Raw genomic sequence first — 19,992 nt, forward strand, 5'->3', positions numbered from 1 at the left:
ATTAATTGAAATCCAATATATCAATATTATAGGGCATCATTAAGTAATCGAAGTTAATTAGTGAGGCCTTATTTGATATTACTTAAGTCGACACGGTAATTGGTCGGGTAGATCAGCACTCGACACTCTCATTTGCAACCTCCGGACTAGGTGTAAGTAGTAAGGGGTGATGTCGTTTGCCGCTCTTGCAATAATCAAGGATTGGTTTATTAAGCTTGTCTGGAAATAAAGGTTTGTCTATGTTGACGTCAGTAAGGGGAATATTGATTACACTATCAATATGGGCTTGCTTAAACTCCTTTTCAGAGCGGGCGTCGATAAGGGGGAAAGTATTTTTATTGATAAGGTAAGAAAGTAAAAGCTTCTGCTCGATCAGCGCCAGTGGCTCAGAAACAGAAAGCGTAGGGGATAAATCAGCGTCTAGAAAGCGTGTATGATCTCCGAGAGCAGTTTGATCACCCACATAAATCCCCATACATCATTCCCGAAACCGAACCAATTAGCTTGGCTATAGTTCCGAGTCTACACTTTGCTCAGTCCCGATAGTGCAAACTAGGTTTTGATTTTGACCTACAATTCTTAATCCGATACCACTAAGCCTGAGTGAATACTCTAAGTGGGTTTTGTCCATATCTTACTAACTACAATCGTGATGACCAAGCAACCAAAGAAGGAGGTCATCATGGTAGTGTTAAACAAAACGCAGCGAAGTGGCGTCAAAAAGCCTTTTCGGCTTGAAGAAATTTGGCGTATTAGAACCAGACTCGAGATTGAGAATAGTTTGATGCAACTAGCGTTACTCAATTTGGCTATTGATAGCAAACTTAGAGCGAGTGACTTACTTCCTCTCAGAGTTTGCGATGTTTCCTCACAAGATAGGATATTTAATCGAGTTAAGCATATTCAGCGGAAAACAGACATTGAAGTTCAATTTGAAATAACGACAAGAACTCAACAAAGTCTGATTAAATGGATTTTGATTGCATCGTTAAACGCAAGCGATTTTCTTTTTCCAAGCCAAAGACGAAAGCAACAACCGATTAGCTACTCGTACTATAGATATCTCGTCAGAAAGTGGGCATCAAACCTTGGACTAGATCCTAACCTGTATGGAACTCATTCGATGAGGCGAACCAAAGCAACACTAGTCTATGCAAAAACGAAGAATATTCGAGCGGTGCAGCTTTTACTGGGGCATACAAAAGTAGACAACACGATCCGCTATCTTGGTGTTGAGCTGGAAGATGCACTCTTACTTTCAGAGGGAACTGATTGCTAGCCTCAAGGAACCCTAGAGCTTAGGGTTTCCTTTGGCCACCAAGTGTTCATTCTGACAAGTTGCTGCCCCAAAACCATTTAGAGCCAAAGCTCACTCACATGCTGTTCATGTGATTTTACGATACACTTTCTAATCGTGCTTGTCGGTTTAGAACACAACACTAAGGTCGTTAGTGACAGGCTTTCATTCATGGAGCATTGTATGGGAATATTGTTTAATAGCGATTTTTCTTTTCTTCTTTCTTTTTTTTCTTTTGGTAATGCTCAGCTATTTTTTTCTCGAAGAATTTAGTCATAGTTAAGCCATAGCGCTTTTTTATAAAATAAGCGATGATAGCTAAAATAATGAATCCTAATATCGTACCCATAGATTTCACCTTGATATATGGAATCTTTTCAAAACATTAGGGAGATTTGAAGTGCTCATTATGCCCATTACGGTAAACTCATAGATTAGGCATCAAAACTGGATTCTCAACGCCTCTGTGCTTAAACATTTGCTATTACACTCAATACCACAAATCGAACAATAAGTATGTGATCAGATTTAACTCGAACACTCAATAATGCGCAGATAAGTAATTTTGCCATACCTTAAGTTATTCAGTATTCACTAATTTAGCAAAGTTGCTAACTCGAAAATGTCCAGTTGTGAGTTACGATATCAGCAGGCCGACTGTACGATTTAGTCGTGACTTACCAGCGGATGTGTAAGGTCGAGTATGAGCTACTACAATTTATTTATCACTTCTTTTGCAATGTCCAAGTTCCGTCCTCGTTGTCAATCCACTCGATGGTCATCCCTTCAGACCACCCCAGTTGTTCAATAAACTCCTCTGGGATCTCAAAGTACAACTCGCCATCTTCGGTTTCCTTAACAGTCACAATAGTCATAAACGCCCTCCGCCTTGCGAAAATAAACGTGGTGTCCACAGGTGTCCACGCATGGACACCTGTTGCAATTTAGCCCTCTGACGTTGCTTCACTCTCTAGCGTTAAGCCAGCCGTGGCGGCTTTAATCAAAATGGCTTGATGGGATTGCTGTAGCTCTTTCAGTTCAATCTCTACTGCTTCCCTTGCAGACTGTGCCTTGTCTCGCTGGGCTTTACAGTCTGTGGCTGTTTGTTCTGCGGAATTCAGCGCCTGTTGTTTAGTCTCAAGATTAGCTTTCAGTCTTACAGTTTGTTCCGTCAGTTTGGCAGTTTTGTCTTTTTCAGTTTCTAGTTCATCAGCCACCTTTTCAAAGTTAGCAGCTTTGACATTGGCCTCAGCACATTCGGCTGTCTTATCTTTCAGGTCGGAATGCAGCTCATCCTTTTTCTCTGTAAGTTTTTCGATGGCTTCTTTATGTTCTTGTTTTAGCTCTGAGCGCTCTTTTGTATATTCAGACCGATTATCTTCGATGGTCTGCTTTAGTTCTTTCGTGTCGTTATCGTAACGCTTCTGAAGCTGCTCCAACGCCTCTTTGTGCTCCTTTTCTGCATTGGCCTTGTCTTCCTTGCTCTGTTTGGCAAGCGCTGTTGCTTGTGATGCTTCTTCAGTTTTATCTTCCAGCTTTTGTTTGATCTCTTTTAGTTCTGACTCCAGTTTTCCATTCGCATCAATCATGTCTTGAAGTTCGGTCTGAAGCATCTGCATCTGTTCAGCATCGACTTCACGAAGGGCAACGACTCTCTCTTCAACTTCTTTGTGGAGCGCCTTCACGAAGTTTGGCGACATTTGAGTCTGCTTGATCGCTTCACGTTCTTTCTCAGTTCTTTGTTCGTGCCAGCGGTTCACATGGGGTGTAACCGTTGTGTGAGACCAAGTAACTTCATCTCGTGATGCGACTTTACGCCCTGTGATGCGATTAACAGGATTACCCTCGCGCAACATCTCGTCACATGCTGCAAATACAACCGCCTGAATATCATTTCCGTTTTGATTCTTTTTCATTATTTACCTTCTGATACCAGCTTTACACTTTACAGTTATGAGAAATGTAAGACGTAAAGTGTGATTTCACAAATAAGTGATTTGGCTCATATTTTGAACGGTTGGCTGAGGATTTGTCCAGTATTTAGTTTTTAGACTGGATTTTTGACTAAAATATGAACAGTGTTGGGATTGTGCTAGCCATGTAATTGAATTGGGTGAGTTTTGAGCGAAAGAGAAGAGTCTGCGAATTTCATAAAATACCAAGAGCTTGGTAGTGACCTAATCATTGTTGAGGTCATGGTTCCTCGCTACCCAGTCCTGAAGCCTGAGGTATGCAAGGAAACAGGCGAAGTCGTCTTTACGGTTGCCGCTAAGAAGGGCAAGAAAGGTGAAGATGTTTACTCTATGTTGCCGATGATTGTTAACGGCGATGGCGTCCCTTTACTTCTTGAAAACCTGTTTCTGCGCTACAAAATGACGCGAGTTAAAGAGGACTCTCTTCGACGTACTGCTAATGCGTTGCTTGGATTTTGCAGATTCACTGCGGCTAGCACTTGGTTTAACGATTTAGACCAAGAGGAGCAAATGACATTCCGTAGTCTAACTAGTAACCCAGAGCTTGGTGCGCCGTGGTTGTTTGGTGACTTCATGTTTGACCACCTGCGTAAACTCGACCCATCAACAGGGATTGTGATTGAGGATGGCTATGCCCCATCAACTTCGAAACTAAACATCCGAACAACGGCATCGTTTTATAAGTGGCTGATCGAATCCGAGTACATCAGAATCTCTAGTGACTACCTGCCATATAACAAGAAAGATATTGAGTTTACATTCTCAAACAAATCGACTGACATGCTAAGTCACACAGGCAATGGCATGAAATGCACAATCGAAACATCAGACCTAGTCCAGCGATTTAACAACGCAAGTGAGCTTCGTGATGTACCTGCCTGGCAGAAGTTGAAGCCAATGACCCCGCTGCATCGAGTGATTTTTGAAAATGAACTCGCTAAAAAAGAAGGCTCTGCAAAATCATTGATGTATGAACTCGGCCTGGATGCAGGGCTTCGTGTTCGTGAGCTTGTCACATTCCCTGAGTCAGAGGTAAGGCCGCCAAGGCCGCACGAAGATGTTATCAAGGTGACGATTTCTGAAGCCCGTAATGGCTGTGAGACCAAGTTTGATAAACCGCGAACCATTGAAATCTCTCGTGAGATGATGGAAAAACTGTGGGAGTACAAAATTAGTGCCAAACGACTCAACGCACTGAGCGCAGACTATGAGCTAGATATCCCCGAAGACAATAAGCCAGCCACAGGCAAAGAGACCTTCAATCAGCTAGGTGAGGAATCACATGGTCGTTTGTTTATTTCAGAGCGCAGCTCTGACCCTATCACTACGAATACTCTACAGCACTACGTCTCCAAGATTCGCCAGTACATAAACGAGAATTACGATAAGTGCTGCGCCATTGCTGAAAAACGGGATTGTGACCTAGCTGATGATGTTGCCAATTTTCATGATAAGGAAGAGTCCTGTCGCCATGAGTTAGTGCCATCGTGGTACTACAGACCTCATGATGCACGCTCTACATTTGCCACAAGGTGGCTAATCAGGGAACACATAAAGCGACAGCAGCCGCTAGAGATGTTGCTGGATGACTTGCGCCAATTGATGGGGCATAAGAATGTTGAACAAACCAGAAAGTACATCAAATTCCTTGACCAAAAACTAATTAAATTTAAATTGGCGAGCAGCAGAAACATGCATGCTTCAATGCTGTATTAAGGCTCAAACAATGGCGAGAAAAAGTATACTTAAAGGGCTGAAGAAATCTGGCGCGAAGCCAATAACCACAAGGACTGAGCGAGCGAGAGAGGCGTTTGATTTGAGTTGGCTCAAGTTAACTTTTCAACGCTCAACCGTTGATATTTCACAGTGGTATCATCACAAGGCAGATGCAACAGAACCAAGGGTTGAAGGGCGTGCCGAGTTTGTTAACAAGATTGCCAAAGGCATCCAGAACAAGATTAAAGACTCACGCTCTGAGATTACCTATGCTGGGGCGGCAATCAATTTTAGGCGCTACATAAAGTTTTGCGATAACTCAGGCTTCGAGCCGTTTTCAAAAGAAGGTTATTTGGAGTATGTAGGTGACAGAGGAGAGCTGCGTAGGCGAATAACGATATTCGAGTCAAAGAGCCAGCTAATATACCAAGCTGATGATGGAGACCCATTAGGATTCTCGGAAAGTACCGCCAAGAACCAAGCCCTCCACATAAGGACAATCCTGAAGCTCGCTGGCGTTCATTGTGAAACGTGGGAGAGGCTGTTTGATTCTTTCACAGACAATGAGCGTGAGCTTACAATTGCTTATAATTCGGATGAAACGGATGTGTCGGTTAAGCTGTTATTGCATGTTTTTGATGGGCTTTACAATGCGCTCCTTCAACATTACCAAAAAGACTCACAAGCCCCATTACCAAAAGAGCTTACGATAAAATTAGGCTCTGGTTTGGGAGAGCTTTATATCCCTGAAACGGGAAACAGAACAACTCCGTTCAACTTATGTATGGCGGCAGGATACGCTTTGTTTGCGTATTACACTGGCCTCAACCGAGATGTAGCGCTAAATGCTGCTCACCCCATCGAGTTTGAAAAAAGAAGGCTCAAGGAAAAAACCGTCAAGCGTATATCTCTGAGTCTTTGGAAAGCTAGGGCGGGTAAGTTCGTTTCGGCAGAGCTGACTGATGACGTTCCTGTACACGATATAAATGACAACGAGTTCGACGTTGAAATTGAGAAGAAAACAGGCGTTACACTGGTAGAGAAATTGGTCAAGTTGGCTGAAATGTTCGGCAGCACGGACAAGGGGGCGTCATTATTTTTCCACCTAGATGCCAATGATAATGTCATTAAGTTCAACACCGACTCTGTAAGAATACTCTCAAGTTCAATCGACCTAAGAAAACTGGACACCAGTAATCTATCGGTCATTATCTCTGATGCACTACTGCTCGCTTTAGAGTCAAAGTTTTACAAGATTAAATCAGTGACTGCTGATGACACTACTCGCTTTGTGAGTAAAAAAATAGTGTCTACTCGGAGCTATAAAACTCGAAGAAACGTTGTCTCTTGCGCGGCTATGCTCCTAGCTAATTACAATTCTCCAGCATCGTTTTATGGGGCAAAAATCCCGCTGCTTGCCACTGAAACTGAAGATGAAGTCACATATCACTTCACCAGAATGGACGGTAGTAAAGGCTCCTTCTCTGTGCCTAAAGAGTACCAACCTGTCATCGCGGAGCTTGAAGCATGGGCAAGAAAACAAGACTTCAATGAAGAGGTGTTTTTATTGCCTTTTCCTAAGTCAGTAGGAGACAGGCGTTTTGAGTGGCGAACACCCCAGCGCCTGCCGTCCATGCATAAAATCATTGCTGACTTAGCCATCCCTCATGGTCAGTATTACCTCAATTTGACCACTCGTAGGTTCCGAGCGCTAATGGCTAAGGACTCTTACTCCGATGAAGACCTTGGCACTGAAGGCTCTTTGCTTCTCGATAACGACTTAGACACGTTCCAGACGGCTTATTCAGATGGCGATCCTGAAGAGAATCAATTGATTATGTATGAGGCTCTTGAGGTGGTAAGTCGAATTTTCAAAGGAGCGACCAAAGAGGAAGCGATTGCCGCTGTACTTGCCAGCCTTGGTAGAGAAACGTTGACGTTTGATGAGGTGAAAAAAACAAAACTTCACATCAATCAGAACGGTATAGCCTGCCGAGGCATTCCAGACATAGACCGTGAAATGGGCGGAGATCACCATCGCAGTGCCGCTAAGGCCGCTGAGAAACTTGGGTTGAGTAATGCTGGTAAAGTACCTTGCTACCAGCTAGACCAATGCGCCCGCTGCAAGTCTGCCAAAATGGTGGATGACGTTAATCAGGTATACAAACTGCTCTCATTTATCACCATTCTTGAAGAGCGCGTTAACTTGCGACCAGATGATGAAAGCCTACTTGAGACGGCGGCTTATTTCAGGTTATTGGTCGATGAAAATATCTCCGACGATGTGCTGAATGAGGCTCACCAGAAACTGTATTTCGATGGATTACATCCGCTTGTTGAAAAGATGCAAGCTGCCCAGATTATTACGTAATAAGGAGTTGATTGATGGATAATTTAGCTAGAAATATGGGTTCAGCTTTCAGCTTCACAAGCTGGAGTAAGTACGCCCGAAAACAGCAAGACTATATGACCAACGTTGTAAAGCCACTCTTCTTGGCTCAGGACTGGGATTCCATTAACAAACTCCCTGTATTAATTGGTGACAATGGCGATGTGCTAATCTCATTCAAAGATGACATCTGGCCTATCAGGAAACACTTGGGGGACACTGGCTACGACCATACAAAACTTGCTAACCTTCATTTTTTTGCATACGACTACGCAGGAACTCAAGTTGAAATTGGTGCTTCGCTACCTAAAAGATTTAAGTTGGAGCTTAAGCTGTTCGCTTATTATTGCTTATTTCTGGCTCCAAAACTTCCTGCAACTTTGACGACGGTGTACCAGACTGTCGGCCCACTAAAAACTCTAGCAATGGAGTCATCTGAATACGGTCTATCTTCGTTCGAGGAGCTTACCGTCCCTAAGTTGCGGGAAATGATTGAGCTTGGCTATGTTGAAATACAACAAAAGACTATTCCCTCACTAAACCTACTGACAAAAGCTGTTGAGTTGCCACTAAATTTTGATACTAGGGGCAAATTCACAAGCAAGGAATTTCCATCTCTTCTCGATAGAGATGGTGAACAAAACCAAGTGATTCCTCTTGCCGTTTATAAAACTCTTTTTGAACAAACAGAGGCAGTTGTTAATGAGTTTTACTCCATTAGGAATGACTTGGCAGATAAGTTGAGGGACGTTCAAAACAGGCAGCGAGAATATATTGAACACGTTATTGTAAAGGCAATTCGAACAGGCTCTGGCTTTGGCGGTTATTTAAAACAAAGAGAGGCCGATAAGATTATTGAGCGTTTTAAATCTGAAGGTGTTGTGCTCGTAGATAACTTTTCAGAAGGTGAACGATGGCGAGAGTTATTTGATGAGATAGAACCCATTTTTAGGGGGGTCAATATCAAGCCGCATACTACCCCTAGAATGAGAAAGATGAAAACCAAAGGCTATGACCTAGAAATTACTGGTCATCGATGGGAAGGGCTTGCCGAATTCAAAGATACCCTAAGCGAAATTGATGCCGCCTGTCGCTTCCTAACACAAGCTCTAAGCGGTATGCGTACCGATGAGCTATGGCGCATACATCCTGACTTTGCGCTGCAATATGCTCACATTAAAGGTCAAAAGATATACCTCCTAACAACGAGGCAGAGCAAGATTACCAAAGGCTCAGGTACTGTAAATGATGTGTATGTAACAACGGAGATGGGAGCAAAAGCGTATCAACTGCTGAATGCCATACACAAGCCACTACGTGAAAACTTCACCATTAACAAGAATCGATTCTTTGGTGGATTTAAGGGCTTTCTGAAAAGAAAACCTCAGGGAAAAGACACTAAAAACATCAACAAGTATGTTAAGCGATGGCTTGCAGACTACAAGCTGAGCGATGATGACATCGATCAGCTAAACATGTCGAACCCAGACCGAACAACCAACCTTGTTGCGGGTGAAGCTTTTAAATTTAACCCACACCAGTTACGTCGCTCATTGGCTTATTATTTAATTGGCTTTGAACTGCTAGCTTACCCACAGTTGAAGCAACAGTTTTCACACTTTAGTGTCGCAATGACCCGTTGGTATGCGCGTTATGCTGATTCCTTTGCGAGGATGCACAGGCAGCTAGAGGCTGAACGATTAGACCAAAAAGCACAGATAATGGCACGTATCCACAAGAAGATTGCTAATGGTGAGCGAATCGGTGGAGGTAAAGCCTCTGAGATACACAAGAACATGGCGAAGAATGGGAAGAGTTACTACGCAGAAGGTGATGGTGGCAGAGTTATGTCTGTTGAATATTGGAAGCGAACCATTAAGTCAGGAGTTCAACACATACATGCCATTGCTCCCAATATGTATTGTACAAGCGCATCATGCTCAATGCGCATAACTATCGACTTGTCAGATTGTGTGGATTGTGGATTCGACCTCTTTGAGTTTGCTACGTATGCCGAGCATGTTAGGAAAGAAGCAGAGGTGGCTCTTTACCTTGCAGAAGAGATGGATGAGATAAACCCGCCAAACGTAGCAAGACAGGTAGTTCAAATTAAGTCGGCAGAAAAGCTAATGGCTGATATGGGGGTTCCTTTTGAGCCTGTAGAAATCCCCAAAGAGTGGGAAGACATGGTTATTCACTGGGAGGCAGCATAATGGCAGCTAAAGGTAGTCGTGAGTATGAAAAAATACAGACTCAAAAGAAACTTGTGGCAGCAATTGATCGCTTATCTGCTGGTACGCCAAAGCAAAGAAAGAAGCTACGCACCCTAAAGGTAAATAACTCTAATGTCTGTATAGAAGCAGGGTTGTCCAATGGTGCAACCAAGCACTACCCAAGAGTTGAGGCGTTCATCAAGGTTAAGCAAAAGTTCCCTGACGCTATCTGGACGGAGGAAGGTGAATTCGAAAAGCCATCTTCAGGTGACACAGAAGAAACCTCAACTATACAAATTGAGGAATTCTTAGCTGTAAAAGGAAACAGCACAAGCAAATCTGGTGACACTTCTGAAAAGCTGGAGAAGCAGAAGACTATAGCCTCTCAGTACCGTGAGCAGAATGAAAAGCTCACTACGGCGATGGAGAAACAGTTGGCATTGCACGAACCTTGGGTTGCAGCTCTAATGGATAAGCTACCGATGGACGTTAAGAAGGCGCTAATTGAGAAGTATGAGTCACAACTGCACAAAGGTGACTACAAGAACATTGTTGATTTTAAACCTAGAAAGCTGGATTCTGTTTGAGTTCTAGCTTGCAATAAAAAAGGCGCTAAAAAGCGCCTTTTTTATTGCTTCATTAGACTCATATTCGCCTAGTGCGTCGATAGCAACAACTTGATCAGCTTCTTGAATCTTTTCTTGGCAGGTTCCCCTATTTTTTTAGACTCAAATAAGCTAGGGTTTTGGTCTAAATTAGAGGGGTACGCCTAATTTTTTAGACTGAGTAACTTGAGGGTGCTCAACAAGTCATGATCAGTGACGTAACCCAAGGTGTAGTCTAGGTTTTCAAGTCACTCAGTCAGAATTTTAATCTAAGCTATTACCCATTGTAACCAAGGGTTGAATATACTTAAAGCAGATAGGCTGATTAATTAATCATCCTGCAAATGTATAGTAGATCTGACTATGGTATCTCCGACAGTACATATACCCTATCCAGAAGGGGTGGAAGAGCTGAGCCGAACGCTTTTGCAAAAGAGTGAGCGGGTGCTGCTGTTCGGCCCGCCGGGGGCAGGGAAAAGTTATCTGGCTGCTGAACTGGCCAGGCGCCTTCAAGCAGAAGAAAGATCGTGCGCTTGCCTGAGCGCCGATCCTGGTTCTCCGGGATTCGGTATTCCTGCCGCCATCAACCTGGGAGTCTGGAACCAGGATAGCTGGCAACTAGAAGCTTTCGAAGCGTTGTGCAGTCTTGATGCTGCGCGCTTTCGCTTACCGCTAGCTGAGGCTGTCAGTCGCCTGATGTTGAAGGTGCCAGTCCAGCTTCCTTTGATCATCGATGCACCCGGCATGGCGAAGGGAGTCGCCGCCGCGGAAATGCTTTTAACCCTGGTCAACGTGACCGCGGCCACCTTGATTGTGGTGCTGGATCGCCAGGACGGTTCAATCGAGCTTGAGCAGGAGATCGCCAGTCTTCCCATGCCAGTTGTACGGCTTGCAACCTCGGATGAGGCACAGCTTCCCAGCCGGCATGAGCGTGTTGATCGGCGCACTCGACTCTGGAAACAGTATATGGGGAGCGCCGGAGAAACCGTTTTGACACTCGATGGAAAAGCATTGCTTGGCACGCCACCACCTGTTAATTGTCCGGAAAAATGGTGTGGTCTGCTGATAAGCCTTGGTGATGCCGATGGGCTGATTGCGATGGGAGAAGTGCTCGAGTTACAGGAGCAACAATTAAAGATACGATGTCACTCACTAAGGCGCCCTCCACGTCAACTGCTGGTACGTGATGCCAGGCACTTGCCTGGCCATAAATTAAAAACCGCGAGTCACCGGCAAACACCGAAAACTGATACTAGCCTGCTTTCTGGCCCCTCTTTGGTTTATCCGTCTGATCACAAGAACATTAACCACGGTCCTCAGATCCGCAGGAGAGATATAACAGCAGAGCTGGTTAACGGTCTCTTTGAGGATCCCCTGCTATTGATAAAGACCAACTGGAGTCGGCGTTGCCTCCTTTTCGATCTTGGGAACACTTCCAGGTTGCCACTGCGCCACGCCCATAATGTCAGCCATATTTTTATCAGTCATGCGCATTTCGACCATATTGGTGGGTTTATGGGCTTGCTCAGGGTACGTTTGGGGACGTGTGCGCCCTGTACCTTGTATGGTCCACCAGGGCTGGCCCGGCATATCGCAGGTATGCTCAGTGGTATTTTATGGGACCGGATAGGGGAAAATGGCCCTGCATTTGATATTGCTGAACTTCACGGAGAACAACTACGGTGCTTTCGTCTGCAGGCAGGCCACGACAAAATGATCGTCTTACCGGAAAGGAGTGTCGAGGATGGCATCATTTATCAGGAGGAACGCTTTTTGGTACGGGCCGTCGAACTGGACCACGGTACGCCTGTACTAGCTTATGCCTATGAACCTGTGGCGGCAGTCGTTGTTTCTGAGCTGGCTCTCAAAGAACACCAGTTAACCCCTGGCCCCTGGTTGGGAAAACTGAAATACACCTACATGGCAGGCGAGCAATCCCGCCTGATTGAATTACCAAACGGTGAGTCTCAGCCTGTGGGCGTGCTGGCTAGACTCCTGCTGCGCAAACAGGCGGGGAATAAATTGGTATATGCCACCGACTTGGCTGATACCGCTGAGAACAGGGAAAAGCTGATCACCCTGGCACGCCACGCTGACACATTAATTTGCGAAGCAGCCTTTACCCGGGACGACCAGCAGCGGGGCGTAAATAACGGTCACCTGACGACCACTGCTTGCGGTGAAATTGCCGCGGCCGCAGGCGTTAAGCAGTTAATCCCTTTCCACTTTTCACGCCGTTATGAGAATGATCCAGAAAAGCTCTTTCAGGAAATTGAAGACATATTCCCGAACGTTGTCAGAAGCCTCTAAATGCACTCAATCACCATGGCAATGCCCTGCTTCGCCACGACTTAGTCTGCCTAAATAGGTAGTGTCAGACAGGACTTTCTCTATGCGGGTAAACGCTTGGTCGATTAATCATTTTGATTACCTCTTAACTTTGTATCTTCACCTGAAGGCGATTTTGGTAAGACCAGGTTAAGGAGTACCGTGGTGATTGTGCCTGTTGTAATACCTGAATGAAAGAAGGTCGCCATTTCATCCGGCAGGTGCTGGACCAAACGTGGCTCGAATGTGACGGCCAAACCGGCTGCCAGCCCCACACAAACCACTAACGCGTTGCGTTTGGTGTCACTGGATTTAACCAGCATCCGGATCCCGGTATAGGCAATCATCCCGAACATCACAAGACCTACCCCGCCAATCACAGGTTTGGGGATCGTGACGGCAAGGGCGGCAAATTTGGGCAGCAGACTCCCCATGATCAGCAGGCCTCCGGTGGTAGCAACAACATAACGGCTGGCGACTCCCGTTAGGCCGACAATCCCGACATTCTGGCTGAAAGAGGCCAGAGGCATCGCTGTCAGAATGGCGGCTAGCGTGCTCCCCAGCCCATCCGCTAATAGCCCCCGCTTTAAATCATGACCGGTGACGTTGACATGGCAATTATTACCCAGGGCGATGAAATCCCCTGCGGCCTCGGCGATCACCACCAAATACACCAGACTCATACTGACGATGGCTCCCAAGGAGAAGCTAAAACCATATTTGAATGGTTCAGGGCGAGCAAACCAATTGGCTTCAGAGATTTGCTGCCAATCGACCAGCCCCAAAGTCAGCGCTACGAGATAGCCGCCGGCAAGGCCGATGACAATCGCCGCTGCGGCCAGCGTGTTGCGGCAATAAGCGGAAACTGCAATGACGATCATAAGCGAAATCAGAGCCAGAAACAGTTTTGGCAAGGAGGCAAATTCTGGGCTGGTTGCGGGAGCATCGCCGATCCAGTTAATGGCAATCGGTAAAATGGTCAAGCCGATCAGAGTGACAACCACACCGCTGACAACGGGTGGGAATAGTGTGCGCACCTTATGCATATAAAAGCTGGCCGCAATAACAACCAGCGAGCCGACTAAAGCCGCGCCCATGATGCTGCTGGCTCCCCCTTCTTTACCGATAACAATCGCGATGCCCAAAAATGCGAAACTGGAACCCATCACCACAGGTAAGCGGATCCCGACCGGTCCGAGACCAAGGCACTGGATGATTGTCGCGATACCGGAGGCCAACAGAGAGGCATTGATCAGAGTGACAACGTCACTGGTTGGCAGGCCGATGGATGTGCCGACAATCAGCGGCATGGCAACGATACCCCCAATAGAAGCCAGCATGTGCTGGAGGGCTAACAACAGGGTTAAGCCAAGTGGCGGACGGGTATTGATGGGATAGAGCAGCTTCATACTGACTGTGGGGGATTGTTGGCTTGTTGCCGCGCCTGATAATGAACAATCAACTGCGCTGCGACAGAGACGGCGATTTCAGCCGGATGTTTTCCTTTCACCGCGCGGATGCCGATGGGGCAGGTCATTCGTTCGATGTCCGTCTGGCTGTAACCGCGTTGGAGTAGTCGATGATCAAACTGCTTGCGTTTGGTTGTTGAACCGATCAGGCCGAAATAGGTGACATCATCGCGTTTTAGGATAGCGCGGGCAAGCTCGAAATCAAGCTGGTGGCTGTGTGTCATCACCAGATAATAACTGCGGGCTGGTATCTGATTAACCTCAGCAACCGGATCATCATTGACGATTTTTGTTGTGCCTGCCGGAAGCGGTTCAGGAAAGGCCTTGTCGCGCTCATCAATCCACGTCACCTTGAACGGGAGGGTTGAGACGATATGGATCAGAGCTTTGGCAACATGTCCGGCACCGAATAGCGCGAGGTGGTTTGCCTGTCGGCAGAGTGGTTCGAAGCTGAGAGTGGCAACACCGCCGCAGCATTGGCCAAGTCGGGCGCTCAGGTTGAAGCGTTCTATTTTCAACTGGTGTTCTCCTGCCAGCAGCATCTCCCGCGCGATTTGTGTGGCCTGATATTCGAGGTGGCCACCACCGATAGTGGCGATCACGGAGTCATGGGTCACCACCATTTTGGTACCGGCGCCGCGAGGCACCGATCCCTTGTCTTCCAAGACGGTGACCAGCACGCAGGCTTCGCCTTGCTCTTCCAGGCGGGCAAGCTCGTGGATCCAGTTATCGCCGAACATACGAAGATCCTTTCGGGTCAGTTTGGTGTGCGCTTAATTTTCGTTTTGATTCTGGCACTTTGCTTCAGCAGTTGAATCATCCGGTTGCTGTACGCTTTTAATTGCCCACAGTACCCGCTCCGGGGTGGCTGGGGTATCGAGTGTTGGCATCGCACGACTCTCCGAAGTATAGGTAATGGCATTTTTCAGCGCGCTCAGTACCGAGATTGCCAACATGAACGGAGGCTCGCCAACGGCTTTCGAGTGAAAAATGGTCTGTTCTGGGTTGGTGTTGTGCTCAAGCAGCTGGGTACGGAAATCAATCGGGATATCAGCAATGGTCGGGATTTTATAGTTGGCCGGACTGTTGGTGATTAATCGGCCACCCTCGTCCCAGATCAGTTCTTCTGTGGTCAGCCATCCCACCCCCTGGATAAAGCCTCCTTCGACCTGACCTTTGTCTATCGCCGGGTTCAATGACGATCCCACATCATGACAAATATCGGTGCGGAGAATTTTATATTCACCAGTCAGGGAATCGATGATGACCTCAGAGCATGAAGCGCCGTAGACGTAATAATAGAAGGGGCGGCCACGTGCTTTCTTTTCGTCATAGTGAACTTTCGGCGTGCGGTAGAAACCAGTGCTTGAGAGGGAGATCTGATTAAAGTAAGCCAGCTGGATCAGCTCTGCAAACGGCAGCTGACGGTCGCCGATATGTACGGAACCATGGCTGAAAATCACCTGATCTTCGCTGATCTTAAAATGTGAGCTGGCAAACGTGATCAGCCGCTGTTTGATGGTGTTAGCGGCATTTTGTGCCGCTTTTCCATTTAGATCGGCTCCGGATGAGGCGGCGGTGGCCGATGTGTTCGGTACTTTATCGGTGGTAGTGGCGGTGATTTGAATTTGCTTGATATCGACCTGAAATTCCTCTGCCACAATCTGGGCTATTTTGGTGTTCAGGCCTTGCCCCATTTCTGTACCGCCGTGATTGAGGTGGATACTGCCATCGGTGTAGATATGGATGAGGGCTCCCGCCTGGTTAAGAAACGACGCGGTAAATGAAATACCGAACTTCACCGGGGTGAGCGCCAGACCTTTTTTGAGGATCGGGCTGTTTTTATTAAATGCATTGATTGCCAGACGGCGGGCATGGTAGTCACTGCTGGTTTCAAGCTGCTCGGTAATTTTATGCAGCAGGTTATGCTCTACCGTCTGGTAGTAGTGGGTGATATTGCGCCCTTCGCCGCCATAGTAATTGGTCTTACGTACCTCCAGCGGATCTTTTTTAAGATAGCAGGCTATCTCATCCATGATGTGCTCAATGGTCACCATGGCTTGCGGCCCGCCAAAGCCGCGGCAGGCGGTGTTGGAGGCGATATTGGTTTTGCAGCAATATGCGGTAATGCTGACATTACTCAGGTAATACGCATTGTCGCAGTGAAACATGGCGCGATCGATGATGGCGGCAGACAGATCCGGCGAGTAGCCGCAGTTACTGGCCAGCGTGATTTCAATGCCCTGAATGGTGCCGTTGTCATCAAAACCGACGCTGTAGCGGTTATAGAACGGATGCCGCTTGCCTGTCATCGACATATCTTCGTTCCGGTACAGGCGGATCTTAGCCGGACGTCCCGTAAGGTGGGCGACCACCGCCGCCATGCATGCTGGGCCGGTCGCTTGTGTTTCTTTTCCGCCGAAGCCACCGCCGATCCTGCGGGTATCGATAGTCACATTGCGGATTGGTGTTCCCAGTACCTTGGCGACCAGCCTTTGTACATCGGTGGGGTTCTGCGTCGAGGCGTACACAATCATCCCGCCGTCTTCGGTCGGCATGGCGCTACTGGCCTGTGTTTCCAGATAGAAGTGTTCCTGCCCGCCGATATGGATCTCACCGCTCAAGACATGGGCGGCATTGTTGAGCGCGGTTTGTGGATCACCCCGTTTTTGCCAGTGGCTATCATTTACAAAATGCTTTTTCGTTAATGCTTCTTTGATATCGAGAATGGCAGGCAGCGGCTCGTACTCGATAATTGCCGCCTGTGCCGCCCGATAGGCGATCTCGGGTTCGTTGGCGGCAACGACAAGCATTGGTTGGCCGACGTATTCCACCTTGCCATCTGCCAGCAGAGGATCGCCGGGGAAAATCGTCCCGATATCGATCTCGCCGGGAATGTCCTTACTGGTGATAACAAGCGCCACCCCGTCAAAGTCATAACATGGGTTGATATCTAACTTGATAATGTTGGCATGTGCCTGGGGGCTTAACCGGGCGTACAGGTGGAGCTGATTCGGAAATTCCAGCCGATCATCGATATAAACGGCTTCGCTCGTGGCATGTTTGCCAGCACTGTCGTGCTGTACGCTGTGACCAACGCCTGTTCTTAAGTCTTGGTTAACATTCGCGATGCTGTCATCGTGATCTATCGCAGTTTTTTTGGGTTTAGACATAAGAGGTCACCCTGGTTTCGATTTGGCTGTTTTGCTGCTCGATAAAAAAGCGGTAGAGCATGTTGGCAGCCGTTTGGCTGCGATACGCTTTGCTGGCGCGGAAATCTGACAGGGGTTCAAAATCAGACGCCAGTGCTGCCATCGCCGTGTTTAACGTGGCAATGTTCCATTTTTTTCCAATCAATGTCTGTTCACAATGCACTGCCCGTTTGGGTATTTCCGCCATGCCGCCAAAGGCGATACGGGCAAACGTGACGGTATCGTCTTCGAGTTCGATATTGAATCCGCCACAGATTGCAGCAATGTCATCCCCGATCCGTTTCGACACCTTATAGGCACGGAACGTTTTGTTGGCCTCCGGTTTGGGAATGATAATTTTTTTGATAAATTCGGATGGCCGCAGGGCGGTTTCCTTATAGCCGATAAAATAATCTTCGACAGGAATGGTGCGAGACTCACCACTTCGGCTTAGGGTCATGCCGGCATCCAGTGCGATCAGCAGCGGCAGGGTGTCCCCGATGGGAGAGGCATTGCCGATGTTACCCCCCAGCGTCCCTTGATTGCGGATCTGCATTGATCCAAAGCGACGGAGGATCTCACCGAAGTCCGAGTAGTGTTTGTTGAGTGCGCCGTAGCAATCGCTGAGCGGCACGTTCGCACCGATGATAATTTGATGATTGGTCTCATTCACTACCTTCATATCCATCACCCGACTGACATCGATCAGCGTCTCGATCTCACGGTGGAGCTGGGTGACGTCAAGGGCCAGATCGGTGCCGCCGGCGACGATGCGTGCATGCGGATAAGCCAGCAGTAATTCCGCCAGTTCATTTGTTGTCGAGGGTGAAAAGCTGGAAAGATTGTCAAACTGCAGTGTTGCCGGTTCGTTGCTGATACTGTTGAGTTTATCGATGGTGGATTGCATCTGTTCGGCAAACTGATCCTGATAAGGCACTTTTGCGCTTAGCGACAATGCCGCGTCAATGATCGGGCGGTAGCCAGTACATCGGCACAAGTTACCGGACAGGAATTCGAGAACATCCTGCTTATCGGCCTGAGGATGGTTTTTGCTAAGCGCAAACATCGACATAATAATTCCGGGGGTACAATAGCCGCATTGCGAACCATGAAAGTCAACCAGCGCCTGCTGAACCGGGTGGAGAGAGCGGTCTTTGCTTTGCAGATCTTCAACAGTGATGAGTTGCTTGCCGTGAAGGGCTGATATAAAAGTAAGACAGGCATTAACAGAACGATACTGTAGCTGTCCGTTGATCAATTCACCAAGTACCACAGTACATGCACCGCAATTACCTGAACCACAACCTTCTTTGGTTCCTGTTTTATTTACTTTGGTCCGCAGGTAATTGAGTACCGTCATGTTCGGTGAGAGCAGAGCTTCTTCTCGAACTTCCTGGTTGAGTAAGAACTTAATCAAGAGAACTCCTTGGCTTGCCGCAGAGAGAGGAGAGGTTTTTGGTCTTTACCAATTATGGCAGCTCTATTGATGGTGCAATTGCAGATTGGCAGAATAGTGAGAATGAGATAGGTTTTTAGTTTATAAGGCTGTTTACGTACTGAAAAAGGGGGAAGCCCCCCCTTGTTTATCTATTTATTAATCTAAATGCGTTCAATCACCATGGCAATGCCCTGACCGACACCGACGCACATGGTGCATAATGCCAGCTTGCCATTTGTGCGTTGTAGCTGGTGTACCGCTGTTATTGCTAGCCGGGCACCGCTCATACCAAGCGGGTGGCCTAATGCGATGGCTCCGCCTTGAGGGTTGATTCTCGGATCATCGTCAGCCAGTCCCAGCTCTCTGGTACAAGTGAGTGCCTGAGCGGCAAAAGCTTCATTAAATTCCAACAGATCGAAATCATTTAATGTCATACCGAGCCGGTTTAACAACTTAGTTGTCGCAGGCACCGGACCTAATCCCATGATCCGGGGAGGGACGCCGGCAACAGCCATACCCAGTACCCGTGCTTTTGGCGTCAGGTTATGGGTTTTTAAACCGGTTTCAGAAGCCAGTAACAGAGCTGCCGCTCCATCATTGATCCCCGAAGCATTACCGGCTGTGACCGTACCTTCACGAAATAGAGGATTCAGTGTTGTCAGTTTCTCGAGGCTGGTGGCACGCAGGTGCTCATCCTGATCGACGATAATTGGCGGGCCTTTTCGGCTCGGGATAGTGACGGGGATGATTTCTTCACCAAGGCGTCCATCTTCTTGCGCAGCCGCTGCCTTTTGCTGACTCCAAAAAGCAAACCGGTCTTGATCTTCACGGCTGATCCCATATTGTGATGCCAGGTTTTCAGCCGTTTGCGGCATCGCGTCTGTACCATACCGTTTATCCAGTTCAGGATTGATGAAACGCCAGCCCATGGTGGTATCGTACAGTTCAGCCGTTCGGGAAAAGGCATTGGTGGCCTTGGCCATGACAAACGGTGCACGAGACATGCTTTCAACCCCGCCGGCGATGACTAAATCAGCCTCGCCAGCACGGATTGACCGGGCCGCATCCCCGATGGCATTGAGGCCTGAACCACATAACCGATTAACGGTACAGCCCGGCACTTGGTGTGGTAATCCTGCCAGCAACCCCGCCATTCTGGCAACGTTGCGGTTATCTTCACCCGATTGATTGGCACAGCCCAGTAATAAGTCGTCAGTTAATTGCCAATCAACATTAGCATTTCGTGCCATTAATGCTTTGATTGGCAAAGCTGCCAGATCATCGGCTCTGACCGAAGAGAGTGCGCCGCCGTATCGGCCGATAGGTGTACGTACAGCGTCACAAATATAAACTTCCTTCATAATCACATTCCC

General features: G+C 47.5%; 15 protein-coding genes. 6 read left to right on the forward strand and 9 right to left on the reverse strand.

Annotated elements, in window-relative coordinates; all coding sequences use genetic code 11:
- Positions 1 to 112 precede the first annotated feature (112 nt).
- Positions 113 to 475, reverse strand: a complete 363-nt coding sequence (locus L4D76_RS18530; protein WP_428442371.1) for a rhodanese-like domain-containing protein — start codon at positions 473 to 475, stop codon at positions 113 to 115.
- A 207-nt stretch (positions 476 to 682) separates the two neighbouring features.
- Here L4D76_RS18530 and L4D76_RS18535 point away from each other — a divergent pair, with 207 nt between their 5' ends.
- On the forward strand, positions 683 to 1,279 hold the full coding sequence (locus tag L4D76_RS18535; RefSeq protein ID WP_428442372.1) for a tyrosine-type recombinase/integrase: 597 nt from the start codon (positions 683 to 685) through the stop codon (positions 1,277 to 1,279).
- Positions 1,280 to 1,493: 214 nt separating this feature from the next.
- Here the strand turns inward: L4D76_RS18535 and L4D76_RS18540 are convergent, their stop codons facing one another.
- The 3 genes from L4D76_RS18540 to L4D76_RS18550 form a co-directional block, all read right to left on the reverse strand.
- Positions 1,494 to 1,646, reverse strand: coding sequence for a hypothetical protein (locus tag L4D76_RS18540; protein WP_428442373.1), 153 nt, complete (start codon positions 1,644 to 1,646; stop codon positions 1,494 to 1,496).
- Positions 1,647 to 2,022: 376 nt separating this feature from the next.
- Positions 2,023 to 2,172 (reverse strand): AbrB/MazE/SpoVT family DNA-binding domain-containing protein, encoded by a 150-nt coding sequence (locus L4D76_RS18545; RefSeq protein ID WP_428442374.1) that lies wholly within the window; start codon positions 2,170 to 2,172, stop codon positions 2,023 to 2,025.
- 69 nt (positions 2,173 to 2,241) lie between these two features.
- Positions 2,242 to 3,213 (reverse strand): DNA-binding protein, encoded by a 972-nt coding sequence (locus L4D76_RS18550; RefSeq protein WP_428442375.1) that lies wholly within the window; start codon positions 3,211 to 3,213, stop codon positions 2,242 to 2,244.
- 204 nt (positions 3,214 to 3,417) lie between these two features.
- Between L4D76_RS18550 and L4D76_RS18555 the strand changes: the two genes are divergently transcribed.
- The 5 genes from L4D76_RS18555 (at position 3,418) to L4D76_RS18575 (ending at position 12,503) form a co-directional block, all read left to right on the forward strand.
- Entirely contained in the window at positions 3,418 to 4,986 is a 1,569-nt protein-coding gene (locus L4D76_RS18555) for a hypothetical protein (protein ID WP_428442376.1), read from the forward strand.
- A 10-nt stretch (positions 4,987 to 4,996) separates the two neighbouring features.
- Positions 4,997 to 7,357, forward strand: coding sequence for a hypothetical protein (locus tag L4D76_RS18560; protein ID WP_428442377.1), 2,361 nt, complete (start codon positions 4,997 to 4,999; stop codon positions 7,355 to 7,357).
- A gap of 14 nt (positions 7,358 to 7,371) precedes the next feature.
- A complete protein-coding gene (locus L4D76_RS18565; RefSeq protein WP_428442378.1) occupies positions 7,372 to 9,588 on the forward strand; it encodes a site-specific integrase in 2,217 nt (738 codons plus the stop codon).
- The gene (locus L4D76_RS18570) at positions 9,588 to 10,175 is read left to right on the forward strand and encodes a hypothetical protein (protein WP_428442379.1); all 588 of its coding nucleotides are present in this window, start codon (positions 9,588 to 9,590) and stop codon (positions 10,173 to 10,175) included. Before L4D76_RS18565 ends, L4D76_RS18570 begins: the two co-directional genes overlap by 1 nt.
- Before the next feature lie 381 nt (positions 10,176 to 10,556).
- A complete protein-coding gene (locus L4D76_RS18575; RefSeq protein WP_428442380.1) occupies positions 10,557 to 12,503 on the forward strand; it encodes an MBL fold metallo-hydrolase in 1,947 nt (648 codons plus the stop codon).
- A 104-nt stretch (positions 12,504 to 12,607) separates the two neighbouring features.
- Here L4D76_RS18575 and L4D76_RS18580 read toward each other — a convergent pair whose 3' ends face one another.
- From L4D76_RS18580 to pcaF, 5 genes are all read right to left on the reverse strand, one after another.
- Positions 12,608 to 13,930 (reverse strand): nucleobase:cation symporter-2 family protein, encoded by a 1,323-nt coding sequence (locus L4D76_RS18580; RefSeq protein WP_428442381.1) that lies wholly within the window; start codon positions 13,928 to 13,930, stop codon positions 12,608 to 12,610.
- Positions 13,927 to 14,730: a xanthine dehydrogenase accessory protein XdhC gene (gene xdhC / locus L4D76_RS18585; protein ID WP_428442382.1), complete on the reverse strand. Its 804-nt coding sequence runs from the start codon at positions 14,728 to 14,730 to the stop codon at positions 13,927 to 13,929. The genes L4D76_RS18580 and xdhC overlap by 4 nt, the downstream gene beginning before the upstream one ends.
- 33 nt (positions 14,731 to 14,763) lie before the next feature.
- Positions 14,764 to 17,163 carry a xanthine dehydrogenase molybdopterin binding subunit gene (xdhB, locus tag L4D76_RS18590; RefSeq protein WP_428442383.1) on the reverse strand — a complete coding sequence of 800 codons (2,400 nt, stop codon included), beginning with the start codon at positions 17,161 to 17,163 and terminating at the stop codon, positions 14,764 to 14,766.
- Complete coding sequence (gene xdhA, locus L4D76_RS18595; protein WP_428442384.1) at positions 17,156 to 18,598, reverse strand: xanthine dehydrogenase small subunit; 1,443 nt, start codon at positions 18,596 to 18,598, stop codon at positions 17,156 to 17,158. Before xdhA ends, xdhB begins: the two co-directional genes overlap by 8 nt.
- A 182-nt stretch (positions 18,599 to 18,780) precedes the next feature.
- Positions 18,781 to 19,980 (reverse strand): 3-oxoadipyl-CoA thiolase, encoded by a 1,200-nt coding sequence (gene pcaF / locus L4D76_RS18600; protein ID WP_428442385.1) that lies wholly within the window; start codon positions 19,978 to 19,980, stop codon positions 18,781 to 18,783.
- Positions 19,981 to 19,992: the final 12 nt, after the last annotated feature.

The sequence above is a fragment of the Photobacterium sagamiensis genome (assembly GCF_050337085.1).
In the GTDB taxonomy this organism is placed as follows: Bacteria; Pseudomonadota; Gammaproteobacteria; order Enterobacterales; family Vibrionaceae; genus Photobacterium; species Photobacterium sagamiensis.

Coding starts and splice junctions, on each gene's coding strand:
- L4D76_RS18570 (WP_428442379.1), top strand. CDS start 9,588: ATGGCAGCTAAAGGTAGTCGTGAGTATGAAAAAATACAGACTCAAAAG.
- xdhC (WP_428442382.1), bottom strand. CDS start 14,730: ATGTTCGGCGATAACTGGATCCACGAGCTTGCCCGCCTGGAAGAGCAA.
- L4D76_RS18550 (WP_428442375.1), bottom strand. CDS start 3,213: ATGAAAAAGAATCAAAACGGAAATGATATTCAGGCGGTTGTATTTGCA.
- L4D76_RS18535 (WP_428442372.1), top strand. CDS start 683: ATGGTAGTGTTAAACAAAACGCAGCGAAGTGGCGTCAAAAAGCCTTTT.
- L4D76_RS18540 (WP_428442373.1), bottom strand. CDS start 1,646: ATGGGTACGATATTAGGATTCATTATTTTAGCTATCATCGCTTATTTT.
- pcaF (WP_428442385.1), bottom strand. CDS start 19,980: ATGAAGGAAGTTTATATTTGTGACGCTGTACGTACACCTATCGGCCGA.
- L4D76_RS18580 (WP_428442381.1), bottom strand. CDS start 13,930: ATGAAGCTGCTCTATCCCATCAATACCCGTCCGCCACTTGGCTTAACC.
- L4D76_RS18530 (WP_428442371.1), bottom strand. CDS start 475: ATGGGGATTTATGTGGGTGATCAAACTGCTCTCGGAGATCATACACGC.
- L4D76_RS18545 (WP_428442374.1), bottom strand. CDS start 2,172: ATGACTATTGTGACTGTTAAGGAAACCGAAGATGGCGAGTTGTACTTT.
- xdhB (WP_428442383.1), bottom strand. CDS start 17,163: ATGTCTAAACCCAAAAAAACTGCGATAGATCACGATGACAGCATCGCG.
- L4D76_RS18565 (WP_428442378.1), top strand. CDS start 7,372: ATGGATAATTTAGCTAGAAATATGGGTTCAGCTTTCAGCTTCACAAGC.
- L4D76_RS18575 (WP_428442380.1), top strand. CDS start 10,557: ATGGTATCTCCGACAGTACATATACCCTATCCAGAAGGGGTGGAAGAG.
- L4D76_RS18560 (WP_428442377.1), top strand. CDS start 4,997: ATGGCGAGAAAAAGTATACTTAAAGGGCTGAAGAAATCTGGCGCGAAG.